This window comes from Mesorhizobium sp. WSM4815, assembly GCF_055811575.1.
In genome coordinates this window covers 28,910-50,323 of sequence record NZ_JBVVQS010000069.1, presented here as the reverse complement: position 1 = coordinate 50,323, position 21,414 = coordinate 28,910, and the positions used below count along the sequence as shown (strand labels likewise).

Sequence of the window (21,414 nt, the reverse complement as noted above, 5' to 3'; positions counted from 1 at the left end):
CATTCACCATTCACCATTCACCATTCACCATTCACCATTCACCATTCACCATTCACCATTCACCATTCACCATTCACTTGATCGAACCGCGTCCGCCGGCTCGCCTCCTTCCAGGCTGTGGACGGTAACAAAACTGACATCAATCCGACACCGCGGTTTCATGCGGTTGCGCTAGCCAAGGCTAACAGACCTTCGAAACGCGACTGGACTGGAACTTGCCTATGTCAGCAACCTCAGCCACGCTCGAAATCCGCGGCGTCACCCGTCGGTTTGGCAGGAACACCGCCGTCAGCAATGTCGACATCTCGATCCCTCAAGGCCAGATGGTCGGCATCATCGGCCGCTCGGGTGCAGGCAAGTCGACGCTTTTGCGCATGATCAACCGCCTCATCGATCCCAGCCAGGGCTCGATTTTCTTTGACGGCGCCGAAGTCTCCAGCCTGCGCGGCTCGCTGCTCAGGCGCTGGCAGCGCGATTGCGCCATGATCTTTCAGCAATTCAACCTGGTGCCGCGCCTCGACGTGCTTACCAATGTGCTGCTCGGCCGGCTCAATCACCGCTCGACCGTTGTCAATCTGCTCGGTGTCTTCTCCCGCGAGGAACGGGCCGAGGCGATCGCGGCGCTCGAGCGTCTCGACATCGCCCGCACGGCGCTGCAGCCGGCCGGCACCTTGTCCGGCGGCCAGCAGCAGCGCGTCGCGATTGCCCGCGCCATGATGCAGCAGCCGAAAGTCATCCTCGCCGACGAGCCGATCGCCTCGCTCGACCCGCTCAACGCCAAGGTGGTGATGGATTCGCTGCAGGACATCAATCTGCGCGAGGGCCTCACCGTGGTCACCAATCTGCACACGCTGGATACCGCGCGCAACTATTGCAACCGCATCATCGGCATGGCCGCCGGCAAGGTGGTGTTCGACGGCCCGCCCGAAGAGCTCAATCGGGAGGCCGTGCGCATGGTCTATGGCGCCGACAGCAATGGCGGCGAAATCTCCGAGGCGATCACTTCGACCAGCGTCACCATCAAGCAAAAAATCGTCGCATCCGCCGGACCACTCGAGCCCGCATTTCCCGGCTACTAGGCCCACGATTCGGCAAGTGGATACCGGTATACGAGTATACGAAAGCAGACGACGAAAGAGCGCCTGGGACCCCCAGTCCGCATCAAGGCCGGGCATAAAAAAGCGCCCTCAAAATTCGAACGCTGCCGGCGCGATGCCGGAACCAACAGGAGAGACGCGAAATGTTTAGAAAAATACTTTTCGGTGCCGTTTCCATCCTCGCCATGGCGGTGGGCGCGGTTCAGGCACAGGATCTGAAGGAATTCCGCGTCGGCATTCTGGGCGGCGAGAACGAAGCCGACCGCCTGCGCAACTACCAGTGCTTCGCCGACCACATCAAGCAAGTCCTCGGCGTCGAAAAAGTTTCGCTGTTCCCGGCCGCCGACTACGACGGCGTCATCCAGGGCCTGCTCGGCGGCACGCTCGACTTTGCCGAGCTCGGCGCTTCCGCCTACGCCAAGGTCTATCTCGAAAACAAGGACGCTGTTCAACCGATCCTGACGACGATCCAGACCGACGGCTCGACCGGCTACCGTGCGGTCATGGTCGCGCGTGCTGATTCCGGCATCAAGACGCTCGCCGACATGAAGGGCAAGAAACTCGGTTTCGCCGATCCCGATTCGACTTCTGGTTACCTGATCCCGGTTACGTCACTGCCCAAGGACATCGGCATGGATGTGAAGAGCTACTTCGCGTCGACCGGTTTCGGCGGCGGCCATGAACAGCTTGTCCTTGAAGTCCTGAAGGGCACGTTCGATGCCGGCACCACCTGGGCCTCCGGCGTCGGCGACTTCAACGACGGCTACAGCTCGGGCAATCTGCGCAAGATGGTCGACAAGGGCGTCCTCAAGATGGATGACCTCGTCGAACTGTGGCAGTCGCCCCTGATCCCGAACGGCCCGCTGGTATTGCGTACGTCGATCGACGCCGGCACCAGGCAGAAGATCACCGATTTCCTGACCAAGCTTCCGGAAACCGATCCGGCCTGTTTCTCGGCAATTCAAGGCGGCGATTACAAGGGCTATTCGCCGGTTACCCCGGAATTCTACCAGCCGATCATCGACGCCCGTAAGGCGAAGATCGGCTCGTAGAAACAAACTGCCACAACGCCGCCGGGGCCATGAGCCGCCGGCGGCGTTGCCGCATCAGGGGCCGGGAAAAATATCGATGAGTGCGACCGAAATTTACCGCGCGCCCGCGCTTTCACCGGAGGGAGCCACCGTCGAGCGGCACTGGCGCGACCTCGCCGCCCGCAGGCGCCTTTACACGATCGGCGGCCTGGTTTTCCTGTTTCTTGCACTCTCCGGCTCGCTCTGGTTCGCCAACGAAACCAACGCCGGAAAGTTCTTCGACCGCCTCCCCCACGTCGCCGACTTTTTCGCCGAGTTGAAGCCGCGCGACTGGTTCGACCCGGTGCGCGCACTGTTCGACCTGCCGTCACCCTATGACGACGGCAGCCTCAAGTTCGACTACCCGGAGGGCCGGGTCTACCTCACCCAGGGCATCTACATTCCGGAGTATTTCCACCGGATGGTCGAGACGCTGAACATCGCCATGTTTTCGACGCTGGTGGGCGCCACATTCGGCTTCCTGCTCTGCTTCTTCGCCGCAGGCAATATCACGGCCAGCCGCTGGCTCCGTTTCGTCACGCGCCGCTTCCTTGAAATCGTCCGCGCCTTTCCTGAAATTGTCATTGCCGGCTTTTTTCTGGCGATTTTCTCGCTGGGGCCGATTCCGGCGATCATTGCGGTCAGCATCCATACCGTCGGCGCGCTCGGAAAGATGTTCTTCGAAGTCGTCGAAAATGCTGACATGAAGCCTGAAGAGGGCTTGCGTGCCGTCGGCGCCAACTGGGTCGAACGGGTGTGGTTCGGCATCGTGCCCCAGGTCCTGCCCAACTTCATCAGCTATTTCCTGCTCCGCTTCGAGATCAATGTGCGCGCTTCGACCATACTTGGCGCCGTCGGCGCCGGCGGCATCGGCGAATCCCTGCGTCTTTCGATCGGCCGGGGCCATGAGGCCAAGACCATCGCCATCGTCTTCCTGCTGTTCTGCACGATTGTCGCCGTCGACCAGCTTTCGGCATGGCTGAGACATCGTCTTGTCGGCCGGCAGGCGTTCGCATACGGGCGCGGAGAGTAGTGCAATGAATCCGGATGCCATCAACGACATCGCCGCTCGCCACCCGGACGCGTTCCGGCGCTCGCTGTGGAAGCGCTACGCCACTCCGATCGGCATCCTTCTTTGCCTTCTCTACACCTTCTACTGCGCGTGGTTCTTCTCGGTCGCCGCCGTTCTCGAAAAGGCGAACTGGAACCTTGCCGGCGCTTATCTCGCCGACTGGGTATCTTACGAAATTCGGCCCGACATCGAATTCAAGGACAATCATCTGACCATCGACTACTCCCGATTCTCCAAGCTGGGGTCCAATCCAGATCCCGACTGGGTGGCCAAGCAGATGGCCGTCATCGAGCGGCAGGTCGAGGCAGCGCCGGCACCGGCGATCGCGACCAACAAGTCGTCGCAGGATTCGTTCATGGCGCCTGGTGCGCCAACCGCCGAGAACCCGGCCGCCCCGTCGGGCCAATCCGCTCCGGCGGTGCCTGAAACGGTGCGCGAAAACGCCGTCGTGGCGGCGACCGTCACCCTTGGCAATGGCCAGATCGCCGTCACGCCAGACCTGGTCACCGTGACGCGCGGCGCCGAAAGCGTCGTCTTTGACATCGCCAAGGGTAGTTCTGTGACACCGCGCACGCCGCTGCCCGACTGGATCGAGCAACGCAGGCCAGGCTCGACAGCCTATGTCTCGTTCGGATTTTTCGGCCGCGCCGAGGTGCAGAATGACGAGGTGGTCGCCTGGAGACGTTTCTTCGGGTGGGCCAATTTCGTGTTCGACACGAACTCGCCATTCTGGGGAAGGCCATTCGGCGAGGTCGCTTCACTGATCGTCTCCGGGGTTCGCATCGACCCGTCGCGGTCAAACGCGGCGCTCGCCTGGAACAACATTTTGAACAACGCCGAGTGGCAGCACGGCGACGTCTGGCTGAAGCTCTTGCAGACCATCGTCATGGCTTTTGTCGGCACCGTGCTGGCCTCGATCGTCGCCTTTCCGCTCGCCTTCCTGGCTGCGCGCAACGTCACGCCGAGCCGGATAGCCAACCAGGTGACAAAGCGCTTCTTCGATTTCCTGCGCTCGGTCGACATGCTGATCTGGGCGCTGTTTTTTACGCGCGGCTTTGGTCCTGGGCCGCTGGCTGGCATGTCGGCTATCTTCTTCACCGACACCGGAACCCTGGGCAAACTTTATTCCGAGGCGCTGGAGAACATCGACGACAAGCAGCGCGAGGGCATCCGCTCGGTTGGCGCCACGCCGGCAATGGTGCAGCGCTACGGCGTGCTGCCCCAGGTTCTGCCGGTATTCCTCAGCCAATCTCTCTATTTCTGGGAATCGAACACTCGGTCAGCGACGATCATAGGCGCTGTCGGCGCCGGCGGCATCGGCCTGAAATTGTGGGAGGCCATGCGCACCAACACCAACTGGGCAAATGTTTTCTACATGGTTATGCTGATCCTGCTTGTCGTTTTTATCTTCGACAGCATCTCCAGCTATCTCCGCCGCAAGCTGATGGGGACCGTCGCAAACAGCAATGATGAGCGGCGCGTTTCCGCCCGGCCGCCGGCAGTTCAGATCGCCTGAGAGGAAGGCTGCGTCCAGGCACCAGCCTTTTTCCAGCCGCTCTTGATGTGCTTGTAGCCGTCGCGGTAGACGGCTTCCGGGCTTTCCGAAAAATCGCGCCACACCTTGGTAGCCGCCGCCAAATCTTTCAGCGAGCGGCCGAAGGCCTCGATCGTCAGCCAGTCGTCATAGCCGCTCTTGCGGATGGCCGAGAACGTCTCTTGCCACGGAATATGGCCGCGCCCCGGCACGCCGCGATCATTCTCCGAAATATGGATATGAACGACATTTTTGCGGTTGCGCGTATAGGCGCCGATCGCGTCGGTCTCTTCGATATTGGCGTGGAAAGTGTCGTACATCGCCTTGATGTGCGGCCGGCCGATTGCGTCGACATGCTCCGACAGATCGTCCATCGTGTTGAGCAGATAGCACTCGAAGCGGTTGAGCGCCTCCAGCCCGATGGTGACGTTTTTGTTGCCGGCATGGTCGCCGATGGCGCGTTGCGAGGCGACGGAGCGCTTTTTCTCCGCCGCTGTCGGCCCACTGCCGGAAAAGGCGCCGAGCGTCGAATGCAGCGGGCCGCTCAGCGTTCTGGCGCCAAGCGCATGTGTGCAGTCGATCGCCCATTTCATATAGTCGATGCCGGCCTTGCGCGTTGAGGCATCGGCCGAGATCAAATTCATCGCCGGATCGCCCATCGCCGAAACGGCGGTGCGCTCCAGCCCGATGCGGTCGAGCAGCGCACCGAGCTTCTTGTAGTCGTCCGGCGTGCCGGCAAAGATCGGAATTTCCACGCCGTCGAAGCCTGTCGCCTTGATATCCCTGAGCAGCGGCTCGTGTTTCTTCGACACGGCCGTCGTCCACAAAAACATGCACATGCCGATTTTCATCGACGCCCCCTCCAACATGATTTCCGGTTGTTTTCTAGAGCTTCGTCCAGGCTGCGTTCTTCTTCGACGATTTCACGCAGGCCTCGATGAAGGCCATGCCTTCGACACCGTCCTGGATGGTCGGGAAGATGACATCCTTAGCCGGCTTGCCACCCTTCCGGCGCGCCGCGCGGATGGCGCGGGCCGCCTCCTGGTAGATGTTGGCGAAGCCTTCGAGATAGCCTTCCGGATGGCCTGACGGAACGCGGCTGACGCGCCCGGCGACGGGCAGCGCGCCGGCGCCATTTCGAGTGATCAACTGCTTTGGCTGGCCGAACGGGGTGTACCAGAGGTAGTTCGGATCGGCCTGCACCCATTCAAGCCCGCCTTTCGAGCCGTAGATGCGCAGCTTCAGCCCGTTCTCGTGGCCGGGCGCCACCTGGCTCGCCCACAACATGCCCTTGGCAGGGTGCGACTTGCCGACCGGCTTGAAGCGCAGCATCACATTGACGTTGTCGTCGAGTTGCCGCCCCGGCACGAAGGCGTCGAGATCGGCGGAAAGCGCATCAAGCTCAAGCCCGCAGACGAAGCGTGCCAGATTGTAGGCATGCGTGCCGATGTCGCCCAGCGCGCCGCCGGCGCCGGCCTGTTTGGGATCCGAGCGCCACGCTGCCTGCTTCTGGCCGGTGGCGGCAAGGTCCTCGGTCAGCCAGTCCTGCGGATATTCCGACTGCACGATGCGAATGTCGCCGAGCTGCCCCTTGGCTACCATCTCGCGCGCCTGCCGCACCATCGGATAGGCGGTGTAGTTGTGGGTGAGGACAAAGACCTTGCCGGTCTTTTCAACCAGTGCCGCCAGCTTCTTCGCTTCCGCCAACGTCGTCGCCAGCGGCTTGTCGCAAATAACGTGGATGCCGGCTTCGAGAAACGCCTTCGCCGCCGGCACATGCACATTGTTTGGCGTGACGATGGCCACCGCCTCGATGCCGTCCGGCCGCTTGGCCTCGGCCTTGGCCATCTCGGCGAACGAGCCGTAGCTGCGCGCCGGATCGAGCCCGAGTTCCTCGGCCGAGGCCTTGGCACGCGCCGGGTCGGATGACAGGGCACCGGCGACCAACACGAACTCATTGTCCATGCGCGCCGCGATCCGATGCACGGCGCCGATGAAGGCGCCTTGCCCGCCGCCGACCATGCCGTAGCGGATCGGGCCGCCTCCCGTTTCCGACTTCGATGCGCCGACCATGATTTTTCTCCCTCGTTGTTGCTTGCCCTCCCTCTTGCGGGGAGGGTCGACGCGTAGCGTCGGGGTGGGGTCGCCGGGCGTGGAGCGCGGCATGAACCGACCCCACCCGGCCCTTCGGGCCACCCTCCCCTCGAGGGGGAGGGAAAAAAGAGTGCTAGATTCCCATCATGGCGCGCAGCACCTTTTTATCGGTCGCGCTGCCGGCGAAGTCGTCGAATGCCTTTTCCGTCACCCTGATGATGTGATGCTGGATGAAGGGCGCGCCTTCGGCCGCGCCATCCTCGGGGTGCTTCAGGCAGCACTCCCATTCCAGAACCGCCCATGAATCGTAGTCATACTGGGCGAGCTTGGAGAAGATGCCGCCAAAGTCCACCTGGCCATCGCCGAGCGAGCGGAAACGCCCGGCCCGGTTCGTCCAGCTCTGATAACCGGAATAGACGCCTTGCCGGCCGGTCGGATTGAACTCGGCATCCTTGGCGTGGAAGGCCTTGATCCGCTCGTGATAGATGTCGATGAATTGGAGATAGTCGAGTTGCTGCAGCAGGAAATGCGACGGGTCGTAATTGATGTTGCAGCGCTTGTGGCCGCCGACCGCGTCAAGGAACATCTCGAATGTCGCGCCGTCGAAGACGTCCTCGCCCGGATGGATTTCGTAACCGACGTCGACGCCATTGTCCTCATAGACGTCGAGGATCGGCTTCCAGCGTTTTCCCAGTTCGGAAAATGCTTCCTCGATCAATCCCGCAGGCCGTTGCGGCCACGGATAAAGGTAGGGAAAAGCCAACGCTCCACAAAACGACACCGACGCCTTGAGCCCGAGGTTCTTCGAAGCCTTGGCGCCGAACTTCATCTGTTCGACCGCCCATTGCTGCCTGGCCCTCGGATTGTTGTGCACCGCCGGCGGCGCGAAGCCGTCGAACTGCGCGTCATAGGCCGGATGCACCGCCACCAACTGCCCCTGCAAATGCGTCGACAGCTCGGTGATCTCGACGCCGGCATCGGAGCAGATGCCCTTCACCTCGTCGCAATAGGCCTGGGAAGACGCCGCTTTCTCGAGGTCGAACAGCCGGCTGTCCCAGGTCGGGATCTGCACGCCCTTGTAGCCCAGCCCGGCCGCCCATCTGGTGATCGACGGCAGCGAATTGAACGGTGCGGCATCGCCCGCGAACTGCGCCAGAAACAGCCCAGGACCTTTCATTGTCGACGGCATCGGCATCCTCCCTCATTATCCACGACCAAGCATAGCGCCGATTGAAAGCAGGGCCAGCCTCTTTGGTCTTTTCTCGACAGGCGCTAGTGCGCACCGCCATTCTGGTATTACCAAATATGCTCATTTGGTCAAGCGTCGCCGCTCGCAGCCAGCGCTGCGCAAATGACCTGGCATCGGGCAAATACGCCAGTTTAATCAAAGAAGTAGTCACCTGATGGGGCTGCCTTGCGGGATTTCTTGCCGTTCAGATGAAATTGATGTAGACCTCTTGTCACGCCAAATTGGTCGAACCAGTTACGAAAAATGCTGGAGCGCCTTGGGGAGGATCATGCAACGCAATCTGGCGGGGTGCGTTGCAGGCGAATTGTTACAGGCGAATTCTGGGAAGGACAGACCATGCATCTTTCGACGCACAACTGGATGCGGGCGGAACCGCTGGAGACGACGCTCAAGCGCATCAAGAAATTCGGCTATGAGTCGATCGAGATTTCCGGCGAGCCCGCGCAATACAAGATCAATGAGACACGTGCGCTCCTGAAGGAGCACGGCATTCGCTGCTGGGGGGCGGTGACGCTGATGCTGGGCGAGCGCAATCTCGCCGCCAGGGACCAGGGCCAGCGCGAGCGCTCGGTGCAGTACGTCAAGGACGTGCTGACGATGGTCAGCGAACTCGACGGCGAGATCATCACGCTCGTTCCCGCCACGGTCGGCAAGGTGGTGCCGGACGGCACCGAGGAAGAAGAATGGGAATGGGTGGTCGACGCCACCAGGGAATGCTTCACCCATGCCAAGAAGGTCGGCGTCAAGGTCGCGATCGAGCCGCTCAACCGCTTCGAGACCTATCTGTTCAACCGCGGCGGCCAGGCGCTGGCGCTGGCCGATGCGGTCAGCCCCGAATGCGGCGTCTGCCTCGACGCCTATCACCTCCATATGGAGGAGTTCAACGTCTACGATGCCATCCGGCAGGTCGGAAACCGCCTGTTCGATTTCCACGTCGCTGACAACAACCGCTTCGCCGCCGGTCTCGGACAGATCGACTGGCCGAAGATCGTCGACACCCTGAAAGAGGCCGGTTACGACGGCGCGTTGACCAATGAGTTCGTCGCCCCTGTCGACCGCACGCCGGCTGCTCCCTATCCCGACATGGTCGATCGCAACCCGGTCGACATCTCGCCGGAGCAGCTCAAATTCATCCAGGACCACGGTTCCAGCGTGCTCACGGAAAAATTCTACACCGACCAGATGCGCATCACCGCCGAAACGCTGCTGCCGCTGATCAAGTAATCGATCTCTGGAAACGAGCCTTTCCGACGGCGGCCCCTAACGGCGGCAAGGCAGAGGATGAACATGCGCATCAAGACGGTCCAAGCCTGGTGGGTCCGCATACCGATCGAAGCCGCGCGGCAGCACCGCAGCGACTTCGGTCAGGTGACGACGTTCGACGCCGCAATCCTGCGTATCGAGACCGCCGATGGGCTGGTCGGCTGGGGCGAAGGCAAGAATGCCGCCGGCAGCACCGGCAGCTATGGCGCCCTCGTCCACATGCTGAACCACGAGGTCGGCCCGCAGCTGATCGGCTGCGATCCGGCCGACATCGGGGTGATCTGGGAGATGCTCTACAATGGCGTGCGCCACGACAGCGCCGCGCAAAACGGCCACGCCATGCCGCAATTGGCGCGGCGCGGCATCAGTATCGCCGCGATCAGCGCCGTCGATATCGCATTGTGGGATATTCTGGGCAAGTCGTTGGGGCTTCCAGTCTGGCGGCTGCTCGGCGGCCGCAAGCTTGACCGCATGCCGGCCTATGCTTCCGGCGGCTGGGCCTCCACCGAGGCAATCGGCGAGCAGTTGAAATCCTATATCGCCAAGGGCGGCTTCAAGGCGCTGAAGATGCGGATCGGCGCGATGGACGGCGCTCCGCACAATTCCGCCGCCCGCGTCCGCGCCGCAAGACAGGCGCTCGGCCCCGAAGTCGACCTGATGGTCGATGCGCACGGCACCTATACGGTGGCGGAAGCCAAACGCTTCATCCATCTCGCCGGCGATCTCGATCTGGCCTGGTTCGAGGAGCCGGTCATCGCCGACGACAAGCCTGGGATGGCCGAAGTGCGGGCGTCCGGCTCCATCCCGATCGCCACCGGCGAAAGCGAAGCGACGCGCTATGCGTTCCGCGACCTCGCCACGCTCAAGGCTGCCGACATCTTCCAGCCTGACCCGGCCTTCTGCGGCGGCATCAGCGAGGCAATGAAGATCGGCACCATCGCCAGCGCCTTCAATCTGCGCTTCGCGCCGCATCTGTGGGCCGGCGCGCCTTGCTTCTTTGCCGGGCTGCATGTCTGCGCTGCTTCGCCGGCTAGCTTTACCGTCGAATATTCGCTCGGCGCCAATCCGATGATCCACGATCTGATCGAGGAGACTGTCGAAGCAAAGGACGGTATGATAGCGATCCCCGAGAAGCCTGGACTGGGATTCACCCTTTCGGAACGTTTCCTGGAGGCGCACGCGCTACGCGGCTGATCATGAAAGAAAAGAACCTTCTCGCGGAACTCGCCGCCTATCTGTTCTCCCACTCCGACAAGGCAACCGGCCGAACGCCGTCGGAGCGTGAACTGGCGGAACATTTCGCCGTCAGCCGCGGCCAGATCCGCGAGGCGCTGGCCATCCTCGAAGCCATGCGCATCGTCGAGCGCCGGGCCAAGTCCGGCATCTACATCGACACCAAGCAGGCCAGCGTCGAAGCGATGGCGCTTTTTGCCAAGGCCGGCCTGCCGCTCGATCCGATCCAGATCTACGAGACCGTCGAGTTGCGCAAGATCCACGAGATCAAGGCTGCCGAGCTTGCCTGCTCGCGCGCCACCGAGGAAAATTTCGAGCGGCTGCGCGAAATCCTGAAAGCTTCGGAAGACCGCATTGCGGCGGGCGAGGGCCTCGCCAAGGAGGACCGCGAATTTCACCTTGAGATCGTGCGGGCAACCAAGAACAGCGTTTTTCACAATATATGCAGCCTCTATTACTTGATGGGCGAGCAACGCCTGCCGATCTACTTCAACGATCCCGAACGCAGCATGCGCTCGCATGCCGAGCACATCCAGATCTACGAGGCGCTGCTGCGCCGCGACGGCAACCTCGCCCAGGCGCTGATGAGCGCCCATCTGCAAGGCGCGGAAAGCTATTGGAAAGGCCTGATCGAGGGCGGCGGGGCAGAACCTCACAGCCCAGCGCTCGAACCGGTCTGACATGCCTAAGATCTTGACAACACACACGCTGCACCCGCGCGCCTCCGCCATGCTGACCGGCGCCGGCGAACTCGTCGTCGCCTCCGCCCTCGATGCGGACACGCTGGCGACTGAGGCTGGGAATGCCGACATCATCATCGTTCGCGCGCCGCTGCCATCAGCGCTGTTCGAAGGGGCGACGAAGCTCCGGGCCGCAATCCGCCACGGCGCCGGGCTCGACATGGTTCCCATGGAAGCCGCCACGGCGGCCGGCGTGCTGGTGGCAAACGTGCCGGCGGTCAATGCGCGCTCGGTCGCCGAATACGTGATGTTCGCGGCGCTGGCGCTGCTGCGGCGGTTCCGCATGGTCGACCGCGACTTGCGGGCGAAAGGCTGGCTGGCCGGCCGCGACCACACCATTCTCGCCAGCGAGCTCGCCGGCAAGACGATCGGCATTGTCGGCTTCGGCGCCATCGGACAGGCAGTCGGCCACATCGCGGCGCATGGTTTCGAGCTGAACGTGGTGGCGACGACACGCAGCAGGAGGCCGGCGCCGGACAGGGTCGGGTTCCTGTCGATCGATGCGCTGGTCGAGCAGAGCGACATCATCGTTCTGTGCTGCCCGCTGACAGCGGAGACGCGCGGGCTGATCAACCGCGGGCGCATCGGCCGAATGAAGCCGCACGCGCTGCTGATCAATATTTCGCGCGGGCCGGTGATCGACGACGAGGCGCTGATCGAAGCCCTGCAGAAGGACCGTATCGGCGGTGCCGCGCTCGATGTCTTTGCGACGCAGCCGCTGCCGCCCAATCACCCCTATTTCGGCTTCGACAATGTCATTGTCACGCCGCATATGGCCGGCATCACCGAGCAGTCGATGATGCGCATGGGCGTCGGTTCGGCTGATGAAACCTTGCTGGTGCTGGCCAACAAATTGCCGGTCAACCTGCGCAATCCCGAAGTCGTCGAGCATTACCGGCGGCGGTTCCCGGCCGACGCGTAACGCTACCGCCGTTTCGCCCAATTTCTGCACGACGCTGCACCCCATGCTCGCTTTTCGCCGCACCCCGCTGCTCGTTGCGATCGTTTCGATCTGCGTCCTGCCCTCGGTCGCTGCAGCCGAGAGCAGTTATGTCTATTGCGACAACGGCCTGCGCTGCGTGATGGCGCCCTGTCCGTCGAACAGCGCGCGCGACCTTGCCACGGGCAAGATCATCAAGGGCGTGTCGATCGACATCGAGGAACTGCCGCCGCAGGACAAGGCACCCGATCTTTCGGACAAGCTCTACGCCGGCAAGGTCGTCGTTGTTGGCTCCATCGAGAACCGAACCCAGATCCTCAACGGCAAGCAATACACTCTGCCATGGCTGGTCGCGACCGGTATCGAACGCGCGTCCAGGGAAAGCGAACGCGGCCACTGTTCGTCGCATTAACGTTCACATCTTCAACGGCCAAGCAGTGCCTCGACTTCCGCCGTGATGCGCAGCAGACGGTGGTCGTCGCCGTGGCGCGCCACCAGCATCAGCCCGGCCGGGCGCGCCATTCCCGGCATCGGCAGCGAGATCGCGCAGAGGTCGAACTGGTTGGCGATCTGCGTGTTGCGCAGCAGAAGGCCTTCCGTGCGCTCACACAGAGCTTCGTCGCTGGTCATCGACACGATGGTCGGCGCGGTGACCGGTGTGGTCGGCAGGGCCAACACATCGACAGACGCCAGCCGCTGGTCCATGGCGGCGACAAGCGCCGTGCGGCGGCGGATTGCCCTTATATAGGCGGTGGCCGGCACGGCAGCGGCGCGCGACAACGGCTCGCTCACCCGCGGATCGACCGGCGTCGCCGCACCTGTCGCCAGCCAATCTGCATGGACCGCGGCGCCCTCCATTGCCGCAATCGAGGCCCGCCTGGTTGCCGCGCGCAAATCGACGAGGAGGTCATCGATGGGCAGATCAGCGAGGCGTGCACCGGCGAGTTCCAGCTTGCGAGCACATCGCTCGAACGCCGCCGCGACCTCTTCTTCCATATCGTCGAAGAGCACGCCGTAGGGAAAGCCGATGCGCAGTCCGGCAAGCGGTAGCGGAACAAGAGCCGCGAACTCTTCGCCCGCCATCACCGCATCGGCTGCCGCACATTCGGCGACGGTGCGCGCGAGCGGGCCGATAGAGTCGAGCGTGTCGGACAGCGGGAAGACGCCAACGCGCGGTACCCGCCGCGCCGTCGGTTTGAAGCCGACGACACCGTTCAGCGCCGCCGGAATACGCACCGAGCCGCCGGTGTCGGAACCGATCGAGATCTCGCTCGTGCCTTCGGCAACGGAAACACCGGCGCCGGAGGATGAGCCACCGGCGATCCGGCCGGCGTCGGTCGCATTGCCGGGCGTGCCACAATGCGGGTTGACGCCGATTGCGGTGAAGGCGAATTCGGTCATGTTGGTCTTGCCGAAGATCACCGCGCCCGCTTGCCGCAGCCGCCGCACGATGACGGCATCCCGCAGCGCCGGCGCTGCGGTGCTGAGCAACAACGAACCGGCCGTGGTCGGCTCGCCGGCGACATCGAAAAGGTCCTTGATCGACAGAATTGTTCCGTCGAGTGGCCCGAGCGTCACGCCGGCTCTGCGCCTGGCATCGGCGGCGTCGGCTGCTGCTCGTGCGGCTTCCGGATAGAGTTTTACGAACACGCTTTCATTGTCGGCGCGGACGGCAAGACGCGAAAGGACGGCTTCGAGGCGGTCGCGGGCTGATTGCATGGCACAGTCTACTTTTTTATTGTCGCCGAACAGCCCAGCACACTGACGTCGATGGCTCTAGCGATAGCCAGTCGCATCGGCTGGTTTGCCGGCGTCCTGAACCTCGGGAACGTAGCGCCACGCGTCAGGCCGCGAGCCGTCGAGATCGGTAAAGCCGTAGACCTGCGCCAGCCCGCCACTCGACAGCGACTGTCCGTTCCAGCGCGAACGATCCGGGTCCGCCGCAAGCGCCGCCACTGCACGCCCGATAAAGCGCGGGGTCTCGGAAATGACGAAATGCGGCACCTTTGCTGTCGCATCACGCCAGTTGTCCTCGGTCACTCCGAAAGCTTCCAACATCATTTCCGAACGCAGCCAGCCGGGTGTCAGCGAAATCGAGGTGGCGCCGTGCGGGGCGAGGTCCTTGGCATGGGCCCAGGCCATACGGGTCACCGACACTTTGGCGAGGTCATAGAACGGTGAGAGCCGATAATGCTCGGCATTATACTCCGCAGTGCCGTCGGTGACTTCGACCAGCAGGCCGCCCGGGCGCTCGATCAGAAGCGGCAGCGCGTAATGCGCGGTGATCAGATGCGTGTCGATGCCCAGCCGCAACATGCGCAAACCATTCGTGAGATCATGTTCCCAGACCGGCTTGTTCCATTCGAACAGTTTCTCGCCGCCCCAAATGTCGTTGACCAGCACATCGAGGCGGCCCTGCTCGGCACGTATCCGGTCGACCAGCTTGCGCACGTCTTCGGCAAGCAGATGGTCGACTTGCACAGCGATGCCATGGCCGCCTTGCGCTGAAACAAGCTCCGCCGTTTCCTCGATGGTTTCCGGGCGGGCGTATTCGGACTGATGCGCGCGTGTCGTCCGCCCGGTGACGTAGACCGTCGCGCCCGCGGCACCCAGTTCGACAGCAATACCTCTCCCCGCACCGCGCGTGGCGCCAGCGACCAAAGCGACCTTTCCCTCAAGCGTCATTGAACTCCCCAGACTCTGACCAACCAATGCTCTGACCAACCAATGCTGGCCTTCTTCAATGTTAAGATATATAAATGATCATTCGGTTATAAATGGATGTCAAGATGCCTCGGCAAAAAACGCAATCCGACGAGGACGTGCTGGAAGCGGCACACCGGCTGATCCACAGGCATGGCCCGGAGGCACTCACATTTGAACGGCTGTCCCAAACTTGCGGGCTCTCCGGCTCGACCCTGGTGCAGCGTTTTAAGAACAAGGCCACGCTCAGGCAAAGAACCTTGCTGCAGGCATGGGACAGGCTGGACGCGAGGACGACAAAGCTCGCAGACGCGACGCCGAGGACCCCTTTTGGCGCGATCGAATTGCTGGTGGCGCTGTCACGCGACTATGGCGGCATCGAATCCTATGCCGAGGGCCTGCTCGTCCTGCGCGAAGATCTGCGCGATCCGGTGCTTCGCGCGCGGGGGGCGTCGTGGAAGGCATCCCTGTGCAACATCCTCGACTCTTGCTTTGCCTCTGTCGTCGACACGCCGTTGGACATCGGCCTGCTGATGGCATCGCACTGGCAGGGTTCGCTGCTTTGGTGGAGTTTCGACCCGAAAGTCGAAGTTGCAACCTACGTCGAAGACAGTCTGGGCCGTTTCGTCGCCGCAATCGCCACGGCCCGAAAACCATAACCGATATTCGGGCCAGTTCTTGGAGGCGTCCTAGGTGGGACGCACCTACGGATGGCTTAGGTTGCGCTCCTCGGGCCGAGCAGGAACGCCGCCAGAGCCGCCAGCAACGCCGCGATCCCGCAATAGGCAAAAGCGCTGGCAACGCCGGCATTGTCGACCAGCAGGCCGCCGAAAACGGCGCCCAGTGCGATGGCCACCTGGAATGTGGCGACCATCAGCCCGCCAGCGCTTTCTGCCTGGTCGGGAGCGGCTCGCACAAGCCAGGTTTGCAGCCCGACCGGCACCGCGCCAAAGGCAAAACCCCAGGCGGCCACCGCTATCGCCGCCACCGCGGGCGAAGCGCCGATGGTCAGCAGCAGAAGTGCCGCGACCGCAATCAGCAGTGGCGCCAGGCCCACTGCGGTCTTGAGGCTTCGTTCAGCCATGAACCCGCCGGCAAAGTTGCCGAAGAAGCCACCGATGCCGTAGGCGAGCAGCACAAGCGAGATCGTCTCGATGTCCAGCGCGGGCACCTTTTCGAGAAACGGGCGGACATAGGTGAAGCCGGCAAAATGTCCCGAGGCGACCAGCAGGACCACCAGGAGCGCAACCCTGATCATCGGCCGCTTTATTACCTCCAGCAAGGTCCGAAAGCTTGCCACGCCCGCCGGCGGCAGCTTCGGAAGGGTGGCGATCTGCACCAGCAGCGCCAGGGCGCCGACAACAGCTGCGATCATGAAGGCCGTTCGCCATCCCCAGATGTCACCGACATAGGCACCGACCGGGGCCGCACAGACGGTCGCCACCGAAACGCCGGTGAGAATGATCGACATGGCGCGCGGCATCAGCCGCATCGGGACAAGCCGCATCGCCATGGCCGCCGACATCGACCAGAACCCGCCGAGGCTGATCCCGAGCATGATGCGGGCGATCAGAAGAACGGGAAGCGAGGACGCAAACGCCGCCAACAGGTTCGACAGGATCAGCGGCACGCTCAGTCCCCACATGACGAGCCTGCGGTCCAGCCGTTTGGTGATGATGGCCATGGTCGGGGCGGCTATCGCGCCGACAACGGCGGTTGCCGTCACCGCTTGGCCGGCGGTGCCTTCGGTCACACCGAGATCCTGCGCCAGCGGCGTCAACAGGCTGGCAGGCAGGAATTCCGCGGTCACCAGCCCAAACACACCGAGCGCGAGGGATACGACCGCTCCCCACGCCGGCTCGGCTCGTTCATCGGTTTCCGCCGGATCGAGAACGGCGTCGATGAAGCCTGTCGCGGGTTCGGTCATGATGGGATCTCCGATCTGGTTGCAGCGCAACATTTGGCTACAGTGCAACATAGGGAGTGACCGCCTGGAGTTTCCATGCTAGAAACACCATCATGCTTGACCATTCGTCCAAAATTCCGGTCACCGGCGATCCGCTGACAGACATATTGCGCGGGTTACGGCTCGACGGCGTCGAATATGGCCGCTGTGAAATGCAGGAGCCCTGGGGCCTCCAGTTTCCGGCCCAGACGGCGGCGCGGTTTCACTTCATCGGCCGCACAGGATGCTGGTTGCTGCAGCCGTCCGGCGATTGGGTCGAGCTCAAGGCGGGCGACGCGGTGCTGCTGCCGCGCGGCGCCGCACACGTCCTGGCGAGCGAGCCGGGCACCGAGGCTTCGCCGATCCAGGGTTACGAGGTCGGAGAGGTCTGCAAGGGCGTTTACTGCCTGTCCAACGAAGGCTATCGGCCGGGGACGCTGCTGTTTTTCGGCAGCATGTATTTCAATCTCGACGGTTTGCACCCATTGCTCGGCATGATGCCGGACGTGATGCGCGCGCACGAGTTGGAAGCCTATGAACCTGGCATCCCGCATCTGCTGGAGGCGATGGCGCGCGAAGTGACGATGGAGCGCGTCGGCTCCGGCGGCATTCTGGCACGGCTTGCCGATGTGCTGGCCGCCACCGTCATCCGCTCATGGGTCGAGCGTGGCTGCGGCGACTCGTCCGGCTGGATCGCCGCGGTGAGGGATCGCGAGATCGGGCGCGTGCTGGCCGCGATCCACCTCGAACCGGACCGCGACTGGACGGTGGAAACGCTGGCCAGGATGATGGGCGCCTCGCGATCAGGCTTCGCCGAACGCTTCGCGACGATCGTCGGCGAAACGCCGGCCAAATATGTCACCCAGGTGAGAATGCACCAGGCACGGCAATGGCTGGTCCGCGACCGGTTGAAGATTTCCGTCGTCGCCGCGCGCCTGGGTTATGAATCCGACGCGTCGTTCAGCCGGGCGTTCAAGCGCGTCATCGGATCGGCTCCCAGCCATTTCCGGGCCGAGGAACAGGCAGAGACCCGCCAAGCCGGCTAAACCTGGCCACAGGCTTCAAGCCGCCTGGCATCCTCCCGCCCAACAGACGCGCATTTTTGCGCGACGCGGCTTAGCCTGCGTGACGAAGGCTTATCCCGGTCCCCTTGTCGAACAGCACCACCTTGTCCGGATCCCAGGCAAAGCGCACCGGCTGCTCGATGTCGACATCGGTTCTGGCCGGCACCGTGGCCCGCAGCATGGCGTCGCCGACCCGCAGCGTCAGGATCTTTTCGACGCCATGGTTCTCGACATCGTGGACGCGCGCTTCCACCGGCGCCCCGCTCTCGAGATAGAGATCCTCGGGACGAATACCGAAGACGAGCGGGCGACCGTCGGTCCCGCCGCTCGTCCTGGCCCCCCCCGCAAAAGGCAGTTCGAAATTCAGCGGCGCCATCACCGCGCGGCCATTGACGAGCTTGCCGTCAATGAGGTTCATCGGCGGCGAGCCGACGAAGCTCGCCACATAGGTGTCGCGCGGATTGTTGTAGATCTCATAGGGCGTGCCGGTCTGGACGATGCGGCCATGGTTGAGCACGCCAACCTTGTCGCCCATCGACATCGCCTCGATTTGATCGTGCGTGACGAACAGGAAGGTCTGGCCAAGGTTCATCTGGATGTTCTTCAGCTCGGTGCGCAGCGCCTCGCGCAACTTGGCGTCGAGCGCCGACAGCGGCTCATCCATCAGGAACACGCGCGGCTTCCTGACGATGGCGCGACCGATCGAGACGCGCTGCATCTCGCCGCCAGAGAGGCGATCCGTCTTGCGGTCGAGCAGATGCTCGATACGCAAGGTCTTGGCAACGCGGTCGACACGCCTCTTGATCTCGTCGGGCTCGATGCGGCGGATTTTCGGCTTCAGCGGGAATTCGAGATTTTCGCGCACCGTGTAGCGCGGATAGAGCGAGTATTGCTGCAGAACCAGCGCCACATCGCGCTCGGCCGCACCCCAGTCAGCGACATCAGCGCCGTCGATGAATATCTGCCCTTCGTCCGGTTTTTCCAGGCCGGCGATCATGCGCAGCGTCGTTGTCTTGCCGGCGCCGGTCTCGCCGAGCAGCACGAAGAACTCGCCGTCGGCAATGTCGAGATTGAGCCCGGTCAATGCGGTGTGATTGCCGAATGCCTTTGAGATGTTCTTGAGCTGGATATGGGCCATCAGAGTCTCACCCCCAGCGAATTGCCGCTTGCCGTGTCGAAGAAATGCGCCTGCGCCGGGTCGAGCTTGGCGAAGACCTGGATCCCCGCCTTGCCGACGAAACCGGAACGGGTTCGGGCGCGCAACATCTGTGTCCCGACCTTGAGGTCGACAATGTCGTAGGAGCCAAGCGGTTCGATGATGTGCGCCTCGACCGGCAGATAACCGTCCGCCGGCTCGCGCGAGACTATCACACCTTCGGGGCGAATGCCGAGTGAGAGGCGGTCCTGTCCGACGTTCGCGGCGTCGAGCTGGCCGACCAGTTCGGCCGGGAAAACGAACCCTTCCGCGGCACCGTCGACGGTGACCCTGGCGCCGGAACCGTTCATGGTCACCGCTGCGTTGGCGACGTTCATCACGGGCGAGCCAACGAATTGCGCGACGAACAAATTGGCCGGGCGCGTATACACTTCCGATGGGCTGCCTACCTGCTGCAGAACGCCCTCATGCATGATGACGATGCGGTCGGCAAGGCTCATCGCCTCGATCTGGTCGTGCGTGACGTAGATGGTGGTTGAGCCCTGCTTGATGTGCAGCCGCTTGATCTCCGCGCGCATCTCCTCGCGCAGCTTGGCGTCGAGCGCGCCGATCGGCTCGTCCATCAGCATCGCCTTCGGCCGCCGCACCAGCGCCCGGCCGATTGCCACGCGCTGCATGTCGCCACCCGACAGCGCCGACGGCTTCTTGCCGAGCAGATCATTGATCTGCAGCACTTTGGCGACCGAGCGCACCTCGCCGTCGATCTCCGACTTGCTCTTGCGCATGGCGCGTAACGGAAAAGCGATGTTCTCGTAGACGCTCATATGCGGATAGAGCGAGAACGACTGGAAAACCATGGCGATGTCGCGGTCGGCAGCTTTGAGATGCTGGACCGGCTTGCCGTCGATGAGGACATCGCCGCCGTCGATCGTCTCAAGCCCGGCGATGGCGCGAAGCGTCGTCGTCTTGCCGCAGCCCGACTGGCCGAGCAGCACGATGAACTCGTTGTCGTCGATCTTGAGGTTGAGGTCCTTGATGACCTGGACGGCGCCGAAGAATTTCTGGACGCCACGAAGCTCGATCTGGGTCATGCGTGACCTTCTTTTTCCGGCGCGCCGGTCGCCTTCGGCTTCTGCCTTGGACCAACCCAGCCGGTGATCATGAACGTCAGCAGCCCGACGATGATGATCGTCAGCCCATAGCGGTGCAGGAAGAGGTTCCACGGCTGGCAGAGCGCGATGATGCCGCACACCATCACGATCTCGGCCGTGCGCTGGATTGTAGCATGGCGGATCATTTGCGAATCGCTCCGAAGGACATGCCGCGCAAGAGGTGGTTGCGCAACAGGAAGGTGAAGATCGCGACCGGCAGCAGGAACAGGAAGGTTCCGGCGGCAATCACCGTCCAGTCCGACAGGCCGGAACCGACCTGGCTTGGAATGAACGGCGGCGCGGTCTGGGCCCGCCGGTTGGTCATGATCAGCGCGAAGGCATATTCGTTCCACGCGGTGATGAAGCAGAACACGGCGGTGGCGGCGATGCCGGTGGCCGCCTCCGGCAGCACGATCTTGAAGAAGGCCTCCATGCGCGTATAGCCGTCGACGAGCGCCGCCTCCTCGTACTCCTTCGGAATTTCGTCCATGAACCCCTTCATCAGCCATACAGAGAAGCTGAGGTTGAAGGCGGTGTAGAGGATGATCAGGCCCCAATGCGTGTCGTTGAGGCCGACCGCCCGGTACATCAGGAACATCGGGATCGCCACCACCACCGGCGGCAGCATGCGCGTCGACAGGATGAAGAAGAGCAGGTCCTGTTCCCCCTTTATCTTGAAGCGCGAGAACCCGTAAGCGGTGAAGGTGCCCATGCCGACGGCAAGGATCGTCGAGGTGATGGCCACGATCAGCGAATTCATGAAGCGGCTCGGATAACCGGACCACTGCACCTCGCCCTTGCCCGAGCGCACCACCTTCTCGCCGCCGTCAAACACCAGTCGCTCCCACCACGGGGCGGCGGCGTATTGTTCCGGCGTCGGCGCAGTGCGCAGCTGCGAGCGCTTGGTGAACAGCTTGACGAAGGGCGATATCTCAGGCTGGAAGACCACCGTCGGCGGGATGGTGGTGGCAAGGTTGCGCGGCTTGAACGCCGTCGAGGCTATCCAGTAGATCGGCGCCAGGAAGATAATCGTGACGATCAGCACGCCGGCGATGGCGAGCTTGTTGAGCGAACGCTCGGCAGAGGTGGTGACAGCGGCCATG

At 62.9% G+C, this 21,414-nt stretch carries 21 protein-coding genes; 11 read left to right on the top strand and 10 right to left on the bottom strand.

Annotated features, from left to right (window positions below; translation table 11 throughout):
* Nucleotides 1-221: 221 nt before the first annotated feature.
* The 4 genes from phnC (at nucleotide 222) to phnE (AC0L2B_RS02230) (ending at nucleotide 4,755) form a co-directional block, all read left to right on the top strand.
* Nucleotides 222-1,079 (top strand): phosphonate ABC transporter ATP-binding protein, encoded by an 858-nt coding sequence (phnC, locus tag AC0L2B_RS02245; protein WP_287208584.1) that lies wholly within the window; start codon nucleotides 222-224, stop codon nucleotides 1,077-1,079.
* A 161-nt stretch (nucleotides 1,080-1,240) separates the two neighbouring features.
* Entirely contained in the window at nucleotides 1,241-2,149 is a 909-nt protein-coding gene (gene phnD / locus AC0L2B_RS02240; protein ID WP_287208583.1) for a phosphonate ABC transporter substrate-binding protein, read from the top strand.
* Between the two features lie 76 nt (nucleotides 2,150-2,225).
* Nucleotides 2,226-3,200, top strand: a complete 975-nt coding sequence (gene phnE, locus AC0L2B_RS02235) for a phosphonate ABC transporter, permease protein PhnE (RefSeq protein WP_473743993.1) — start codon at nucleotides 2,226-2,228, stop codon at nucleotides 3,198-3,200.
* Nucleotides 3,201-3,204: 4 nt separating this feature from the next.
* Complete coding sequence (gene phnE, locus AC0L2B_RS02230) at nucleotides 3,205-4,755, top strand: phosphonate ABC transporter, permease protein PhnE (protein ID WP_473743992.1); 1,551 nt, start codon at nucleotides 3,205-3,207, stop codon at nucleotides 4,753-4,755.
* Here the strand turns inward: phnE (AC0L2B_RS02230) and AC0L2B_RS02225 are convergent.
* The 3 genes from AC0L2B_RS02225 to AC0L2B_RS02215 form a co-directional block, all read right to left on the bottom strand.
* Complete coding sequence (locus tag AC0L2B_RS02225) at nucleotides 4,743-5,624, bottom strand: sugar phosphate isomerase/epimerase family protein (RefSeq protein WP_287208577.1); 882 nt, start codon at nucleotides 5,622-5,624, stop codon at nucleotides 4,743-4,745. The two genes, phnE (AC0L2B_RS02230) and AC0L2B_RS02225, sit on opposite strands and share 13 nt — an antisense overlap.
* 34 nt (nucleotides 5,625-5,658) lie before the next feature.
* The gene (locus tag AC0L2B_RS02220; protein WP_091595405.1) at nucleotides 5,659-6,846 is read right to left on the bottom strand and encodes a Gfo/Idh/MocA family protein; all 1,188 of its coding nucleotides are present in this window, start codon (nucleotides 6,844-6,846) and stop codon (nucleotides 5,659-5,661) included.
* Between the two features lie 154 nt (nucleotides 6,847-7,000).
* Nucleotides 7,001-8,056, bottom strand: coding sequence for a sugar phosphate isomerase/epimerase family protein (locus tag AC0L2B_RS02215; RefSeq protein ID WP_473743990.1), 1,056 nt, complete (start codon nucleotides 8,054-8,056; stop codon nucleotides 7,001-7,003).
* Nucleotides 8,057-8,452: 396 nt separating this feature from the next.
* Between AC0L2B_RS02215 and AC0L2B_RS02210 the strand changes: the two genes are divergently transcribed.
* From AC0L2B_RS02210 to AC0L2B_RS02190, 5 genes are all read left to right on the top strand, one after another.
* Nucleotides 8,453-9,340: a sugar phosphate isomerase/epimerase family protein gene (locus AC0L2B_RS02210; protein ID WP_473743989.1), complete on the top strand. Its 888-nt coding sequence runs from the start codon at nucleotides 8,453-8,455 to the stop codon at nucleotides 9,338-9,340.
* A 63-nt stretch (nucleotides 9,341-9,403) separates the two neighbouring features.
* The gene (locus AC0L2B_RS02205; protein ID WP_287172921.1) at nucleotides 9,404-10,573 is read left to right on the top strand and encodes a mandelate racemase/muconate lactonizing enzyme family protein; all 1,170 of its coding nucleotides are present in this window, start codon (nucleotides 9,404-9,406) and stop codon (nucleotides 10,571-10,573) included.
* A gap of 2 nt (nucleotides 10,574-10,575) precedes the next feature.
* On the top strand, nucleotides 10,576-11,292 hold the full coding sequence (locus AC0L2B_RS02200) for a FadR/GntR family transcriptional regulator (protein WP_027153131.1): 717 nt from the start codon (nucleotides 10,576-10,578) through the stop codon (nucleotides 11,290-11,292).
* Nucleotide 11,293: 1 nt separating this feature from the next.
* On the top strand, nucleotides 11,294-12,274 hold the full coding sequence (locus tag AC0L2B_RS02195; RefSeq protein ID WP_473743987.1) for a hydroxyacid dehydrogenase: 981 nt from the start codon (nucleotides 11,294-11,296) through the stop codon (nucleotides 12,272-12,274).
* Between the two features lie 43 nt (nucleotides 12,275-12,317).
* On the top strand, nucleotides 12,318-12,704 hold the full coding sequence (locus tag AC0L2B_RS02190; RefSeq protein WP_473743986.1) for a hypothetical protein: 387 nt from the start codon (nucleotides 12,318-12,320) through the stop codon (nucleotides 12,702-12,704).
* Nucleotides 12,705-12,715: 11 nt separating this feature from the next.
* Here AC0L2B_RS02190 and AC0L2B_RS02185 read toward each other — a convergent pair whose 3' ends face one another.
* Nucleotides 12,716-14,011: an amidase gene (locus AC0L2B_RS02185; RefSeq protein ID WP_473743985.1), complete on the bottom strand. Its 1,296-nt coding sequence runs from the start codon at nucleotides 14,009-14,011 to the stop codon at nucleotides 12,716-12,718.
* A 57-nt stretch (nucleotides 14,012-14,068) separates the two neighbouring features.
* A complete protein-coding gene (locus AC0L2B_RS02180; RefSeq protein WP_473743984.1) occupies nucleotides 14,069-14,977 on the bottom strand; it encodes an SDR family oxidoreductase in 909 nt (302 codons plus the stop codon).
* 104 nt (nucleotides 14,978-15,081) lie between these two features.
* Here AC0L2B_RS02180 and AC0L2B_RS02175 point away from each other — a divergent pair, with 104 nt between their 5' ends.
* Complete coding sequence (locus AC0L2B_RS02175; RefSeq protein ID WP_473743982.1) at nucleotides 15,082-15,654, top strand: TetR/AcrR family transcriptional regulator; 573 nt, start codon at nucleotides 15,082-15,084, stop codon at nucleotides 15,652-15,654.
* A gap of 56 nt (nucleotides 15,655-15,710) precedes the next feature.
* Here the strand turns inward: AC0L2B_RS02175 and AC0L2B_RS02170 are convergent, their stop codons facing one another.
* Entirely contained in the window at nucleotides 15,711-16,922 is a 1,212-nt protein-coding gene (locus AC0L2B_RS02170) for an MFS transporter (protein ID WP_473743981.1), read from the bottom strand.
* Nucleotides 16,923-17,014: 92 nt separating this feature from the next.
* On the opposite strand from AC0L2B_RS02170, the gene AC0L2B_RS02165 reads away from it, so the two are divergent.
* On the top strand, nucleotides 17,015-17,986 hold the full coding sequence (locus AC0L2B_RS02165) for an AraC family transcriptional regulator (RefSeq protein WP_473743980.1): 972 nt from the start codon (nucleotides 17,015-17,017) through the stop codon (nucleotides 17,984-17,986).
* 70 nt (nucleotides 17,987-18,056) lie between these two features.
* Here the strand turns inward: AC0L2B_RS02165 and AC0L2B_RS02160 are convergent, their stop codons facing one another.
* Genes AC0L2B_RS02160 through AC0L2B_RS02145 form a run of 4 tightly spaced genes read right to left on the bottom strand, consistent with a single transcriptional unit; the run spans nucleotide 18,057 to nucleotide 21,413 of the window.
* On the bottom strand, nucleotides 18,057-19,142 hold the full coding sequence (locus AC0L2B_RS02160; RefSeq protein WP_473743979.1) for an ABC transporter ATP-binding protein: 1,086 nt from the start codon (nucleotides 19,140-19,142) through the stop codon (nucleotides 18,057-18,059).
* Nucleotides 19,142-20,251, bottom strand: a complete 1,110-nt coding sequence (locus tag AC0L2B_RS02155) for an ABC transporter ATP-binding protein (protein WP_473743977.1) — start codon at nucleotides 20,249-20,251, stop codon at nucleotides 19,142-19,144. The genes AC0L2B_RS02160 and AC0L2B_RS02155 overlap by 1 nt, the downstream gene beginning before the upstream one ends.
* Nucleotides 20,248-20,457 (bottom strand): hypothetical protein, encoded by a 210-nt coding sequence (locus AC0L2B_RS02150; protein ID WP_473743976.1) that lies wholly within the window; start codon nucleotides 20,455-20,457, stop codon nucleotides 20,248-20,250. Before AC0L2B_RS02150 ends, AC0L2B_RS02155 begins: the two co-directional genes overlap by 4 nt.
* Nucleotides 20,454-21,413: a carbohydrate ABC transporter permease gene (locus AC0L2B_RS02145; protein ID WP_473743974.1), complete on the bottom strand. Its 960-nt coding sequence runs from the start codon at nucleotides 21,411-21,413 to the stop codon at nucleotides 20,454-20,456. Before AC0L2B_RS02145 ends, AC0L2B_RS02150 begins: the two co-directional genes overlap by 4 nt.
* Between the last annotated feature and the right edge of the window lies 1 nt (nucleotide 21,414).

Coding starts and splice junctions, on each gene's coding strand:
- AC0L2B_RS02210 (WP_473743989.1), top strand. CDS start 8,453: ATGCATCTTTCGACGCACAACTGGATGCGGGCGGAACCGCTGGAGACG.
- AC0L2B_RS02155 (WP_473743977.1), bottom strand. CDS start 20,251: ATGACCCAGATCGAGCTTCGTGGCGTCCAGAAATTCTTCGGCGCCGTC.
- AC0L2B_RS02205 (WP_287172921.1), top strand. CDS start 9,404: ATGCGCATCAAGACGGTCCAAGCCTGGTGGGTCCGCATACCGATCGAA.
- phnE (WP_473743992.1), top strand. CDS start 3,205: ATGAATCCGGATGCCATCAACGACATCGCCGCTCGCCACCCGGACGCG.
- AC0L2B_RS02220 (WP_091595405.1), bottom strand. CDS start 6,846: ATGGTCGGCGCATCGAAGTCGGAAACGGGAGGCGGCCCGATCCGCTAC.
- phnC (WP_287208584.1), top strand. CDS start 222: ATGTCAGCAACCTCAGCCACGCTCGAAATCCGCGGCGTCACCCGTCGG.
- AC0L2B_RS02185 (WP_473743985.1), bottom strand. CDS start 14,011: ATGCAATCAGCCCGCGACCGCCTCGAAGCCGTCCTTTCGCGTCTTGCC.
- AC0L2B_RS02180 (WP_473743984.1), bottom strand. CDS start 14,977: ATGACGCTTGAGGGAAAGGTCGCTTTGGTCGCTGGCGCCACGCGCGGT.
- AC0L2B_RS02150 (WP_473743976.1), bottom strand. CDS start 20,457: ATGATCCGCCATGCTACAATCCAGCGCACGGCCGAGATCGTGATGGTG.
- AC0L2B_RS02175 (WP_473743982.1), top strand. CDS start 15,082: ATGCCTCGGCAAAAAACGCAATCCGACGAGGACGTGCTGGAAGCGGCA.
- AC0L2B_RS02215 (WP_473743990.1), bottom strand. CDS start 8,056: ATGCCGTCGACAATGAAAGGTCCTGGGCTGTTTCTGGCGCAGTTCGCG.
- AC0L2B_RS02195 (WP_473743987.1), top strand. CDS start 11,294: ATGCCTAAGATCTTGACAACACACACGCTGCACCCGCGCGCCTCCGCC.
- AC0L2B_RS02160 (WP_473743979.1), bottom strand. CDS start 19,142: ATGGCCCATATCCAGCTCAAGAACATCTCAAAGGCATTCGGCAATCAC.
- AC0L2B_RS02225 (WP_287208577.1), bottom strand. CDS start 5,624: ATGAAAATCGGCATGTGCATGTTTTTGTGGACGACGGCCGTGTCGAAG.
- phnD (WP_287208583.1), top strand. CDS start 1,241: ATGTTTAGAAAAATACTTTTCGGTGCCGTTTCCATCCTCGCCATGGCG.
- AC0L2B_RS02190 (WP_473743986.1), top strand. CDS start 12,318: ATGCTCGCTTTTCGCCGCACCCCGCTGCTCGTTGCGATCGTTTCGATC.
- AC0L2B_RS02145 (WP_473743974.1), bottom strand. CDS start 21,413: ATGGCCGCTGTCACCACCTCTGCCGAGCGTTCGCTCAACAAGCTCGCC.
- AC0L2B_RS02170 (WP_473743981.1), bottom strand. CDS start 16,922: ATGACCGAACCCGCGACAGGCTTCATCGACGCCGTTCTCGATCCGGCG.
- AC0L2B_RS02165 (WP_473743980.1), top strand. CDS start 17,015: ATGCTTGACCATTCGTCCAAAATTCCGGTCACCGGCGATCCGCTGACA.
- phnE (WP_473743993.1), top strand. CDS start 2,226: ATGAGTGCGACCGAAATTTACCGCGCGCCCGCGCTTTCACCGGAGGGA.
- AC0L2B_RS02200 (WP_027153131.1), top strand. CDS start 10,576: ATGAAAGAAAAGAACCTTCTCGCGGAACTCGCCGCCTATCTGTTCTCC.